Source organism: Sphingomonas sp. (genome assembly GCF_025362505.1).
GTDB lineage: Bacteria > Pseudomonadota > Alphaproteobacteria > Sphingomonadales > Sphingomonadaceae > Sphingomicrobium.
In genome coordinates this window covers 1-3672 of the sequence record NZ_JANYGG010000097.1, presented here as the reverse complement: position 1 = coordinate 3672, position 3672 = coordinate 1, and the positions used below count along the sequence as shown (strand labels likewise).

The window sequence follows — 3672 nt, the reverse complement described above, 5'->3', positions numbered from 1 at the left end:
CGGCTCGAGCCCTATATCATGACCGCGATCGAGCGGGTCCCGGCGTTCGGTGAAGTCGGGATCAAGCGCGTCTATAACGGCGCGATCGCCTACACCCCCGACGGCAGCCCGATCGTCGGCCCGGCGTGGGGCCACAAGAATTTCTGGCTCAACGAAGGGCATAGCTTCGGGGTGACGGCGGCCGGCGGGGCGGGGTGGCAGCTAGCACACTGGATCGTCGAGGGCGAGCCGACAATCGACATGATGGGCGTCGATCCGCGCCGGTTCGGCGACTATGCCGGGCGCGGCTTCCTGATCGAGAAGAACGAGGAGGCCTATGCCAAGGTCTTCACCGTCCATTATCCCGATGAGGAGCGCGAAGCCGCGCGCGGGCTGAGGCGGTCGCCCTGTTACGACCGGATGAAGGCCAGGGGCGCGGTGTTCGGGACGGTATTCGGGTGGGAGCGGCCGAACTGGTTCGCGCCCGAGGGCTATGCGCTGGGCGAGGACGAGCTGGCGCGGCCCGATGTGCTGCTCAACCACAACCACCCCGATGTGGCGGGCGAGCCGGTGCGCGAGAAATGGTCGTTCCGCCGGTCGAACTATTTCGAGCATGTCGGCAACGAGTGCCGCAACGTGACCGAGAATGCCGGCCTGCTCGACATGACGGCGTTCGCCAAATGCCGCATTGCGGGGCCGGGCGCCGAGGCGTGGCTCGACGGGCTGCTCACCAATGCGGTGCCGAAGAAGGTCGGGCGGGTGACGCTATCGTACCTGCTCACCAGCCGCGGCGGGGTGCGCAGCGAGTTTACCGTCTACAAGGAAGCCCCCGGGAGCTATTATCTGGTGTCGGCGGGCGCCTATGAGCGGCACGACCATGATTATCTAAAAAAGGCGATGCCGCGCGACGGATCGGTCGAGTTTGAGCGGCTGACGACGTCGCTGGGTGTGCTGGTGCTGGCGGGGCCGAAGTCGCGCGACATCCTGGCCAAGCTGACCCACGCGGACCTGGGCTCGGCCGCCTTCCCGTGGTTGACGGGCAAGTCGATCAGCGTCGGGATCGCGAAGGTCGAGGCGCTGCGGGTCAATTTCGTCGGCGAGCTGGGGTGGGAGATCCACCACCCGATCGAGATGCAGAACTACATCTTCGACAGACTGTTCGAGGCGGGAGCCGAGTTCGGGCTGAAGCCGTTTGGGATCAAGGCGATGGATTCGATGCGGCTGGAGAAGGGCTACAAGCTCATCCCGCGCGAGCTGTCGATCGAATATTCGGCGTACGAGAGCGGGCTCGACCGGTTCGTCGGTTCGAAGAAGGAAGACTTCTTCGGGCGCGACGCGCTGATCGCGGCGCACAAGGCGGGCGACCGGTGGAAGCTCGTTACGATGGAGGTCCATGGCGTGACCGACGCCGATGCGCGTGGGTCGGAAGCGGTCTATCACGGCGGCGAGCTGGTCGGCCGGGCGACATCGGGCGGCTATGGCTGGCGGACGGGCAAGTCGCTGGCGATCGCAATGGTGCCGCCGGCGCTGGCGGACATGGGGGCGCGCTTCGAGATCTCGATCCTCGGCACCAACCATGCGGCGACGATCATCGCCGACTCGCCGTTCGATCCGGACAATGATCGGCTGCGCGCATGAGCGGGAAATTCGGCCAGATCGCAGCTCTGCTCGGCCAGGACCGCAAGGGCTATACGCTGCCGCAGGAGCTGTATGTCGGCGAGCAGGCGTTCGAGTTCGATACGCAGGTGATGCTGCCGAGCGTGTGGCTCTATGCCTGCACGGTGGCGCACATCAGGAAGCCGGGCGACTGGTTCCTGTTCGAGATGGCGAACAATTCGGTGATCGTCATTCGCGGTCGCGACGGCGCGGTGCGGGCGTTCTTCAACAGCTGCCAGCATCGCGGCTCGCGCATCTGCGAGGCACAGCGCGGGTCGTCGCCCAAGCTGATCTGCCCTTACCACCAGTGGACCTACAACCTCGACGGATCGCTGTTCGGGGCGCGCAACATGGGGCCCGAGTTCGACAAGTCGACGATCCACCTGACCCCGGTCGCGGTCGAGAACGTCGGCGGGCTGATCTTCATCTGCATGAACGACACGCCGCCGCCGATCGATCGGGTCAAGGCCGATATCACCGCGCAGATCGAGATGTTCGACCTCGAGCATTGCAAGGTCGCCGTCCAGGACGACCTGATCGAGGACGCCAACTGGAAGCTGGTGATGGAGAATAATCGCGAATGCTATCATTGCGACGCCAACCATCCCGAGCTGATCGCGTGCCTTGGCAACAGCGGCTTCGGCAAGGGCCTGCCCGAGGACGGCAATGCCGAGGCGTCAGCCGAAGCGCATATGCTGGACAAGCGCGCCGAGTGGAAGGCGCTCGGCATCGACCATGAGCTGGTCGAGTTCCCTGATGGCTGGTGGCACCGCATCGCGCGTCTGCCGCTGATCAATGGCGCCGTTTCGCAGACGTTGGACGGCAAGGTCGCGTCGAAAAAGCTGATTGGGCCGTTCAAGGAGCCCGAGACGTCGAGCCTGTCGATCTGGACCCAACCCAACAGCTGGCACCATTTCTGTTGCGACCATGTCGTGACCTTCTCGCTGACCCCGCTGGCGGCCGACAAGACGCTGTTGCGGACGAGCTGGCTGGTCCATGAGGACGCGGTCGAGGGGGTCGATTATGACCCTGACAACCTGTCGGCGGTGTGGCGCGCCACGAATAGCCAGGACGGCTATCTGTCGGCGCTCAATCACCAGGGGATCAAGACCGACGGGTATCGCCAGGGGCCTTACGCGCCCGAGGAGAAGCTGGTCGAGAATTTCAAACATTTCTATGTGACGCAAAGTCTGCCCGCGCTGGACGGGGTGTCGGCATGACCGCGCTGCCCGACGAGGGGACACAGGTTGTCCGGGCGCGTGCCGACTGGACAGCCGATACGCTGCCAGGCGTTTTCACGCAGTCGTTCATCGACGATTCGCGCGGCTACCGGACGCTGTTGATGAAGGTCGAACCGGGCCCCTTCGGCGCGCTTCACGCTCATGACGAGATCGAACAGATTTTCGTGCTTGAAGGCGATTTTTTCGACGACGAGGGTAGCTACGGCCCCGGGGACTTTATCGTGCGCGCACCCGGCGCATTCCACCGCACGGGCAGCACCAACGGGGGGACGATGCTGCTGGTCTACTCGCCACCGGAAGCGCCGCGCGCATGACGCGGTTCAACTTCGTCAATTTGTTCGCCAAGTCGCTCAACGCGCACAAGGACTGGCCCGAGCAATGGCCCGACGCGGCGCCCAAGGCATCGTATGACGCGATCATCGTCGGCGGCGGCGGGCATGGGCTCGCGGCGGCTTATTACCTCGCGAAGAAATACGGCATTCGCAACGTCGCGGTGCTCGAGAAGGGCTGGATCGGGGGCGGCAATACCGGTCGCAACACGACCATCATCCGGTCGAATTATCTCTATGACGAGAGCGCTTTTCTGTACGATCACGCGGTGAAGCTGTGGGACGGGCTCAGCAAGGAGCTCAACTACAACATCATGTATTCGAAGCGCGGGGTGATGATGCTCGCGCACAATGTCCATGACGTGCAGAGCATCAAGCGGCACATCCACGCCAACCGGCTCAACGGGGTCGATAACGAGTGGCTGAGCCCGCAGGAAGCCAAGGCCTATTGCCCGCCGCTGAGCATC

At 64.1% G+C, this 3672-nt stretch carries 4 protein-coding genes; all 4 read left to right on the top strand.

The window, feature by feature from the left end; all coding sequences use genetic code 11:
* Window positions 1–1617 (top strand): FAD-dependent oxidoreductase (locus Q0R27_RS09490; RefSeq protein ID WP_293943750.1); only part of this gene is annotated, 1617 nt, incomplete at its 5' end.
* On the top strand, window positions 1614–2855 hold the full coding sequence (locus tag Q0R27_RS09485) for an aromatic ring-hydroxylating dioxygenase subunit alpha (RefSeq protein WP_293943749.1): 1242 nt from the start codon (window positions 1614–1616) through the stop codon (window positions 2853–2855). The genes Q0R27_RS09490 and Q0R27_RS09485, both read left to right, overlap by 4 nt.
* Complete coding sequence (locus Q0R27_RS09480) at window positions 2852–3190, top strand: cupin domain-containing protein (protein WP_293943748.1); 339 nt, start codon at window positions 2852–2854, stop codon at window positions 3188–3190. Before Q0R27_RS09485 ends, Q0R27_RS09480 begins: the two co-directional genes overlap by 4 nt.
* The coding region (locus Q0R27_RS09475; RefSeq protein ID WP_293943746.1) for an FAD-dependent oxidoreductase at window positions 3187–3672 on the top strand (486 nt) is incomplete at its 3' end. The genes Q0R27_RS09480 and Q0R27_RS09475, both read left to right, overlap by 4 nt.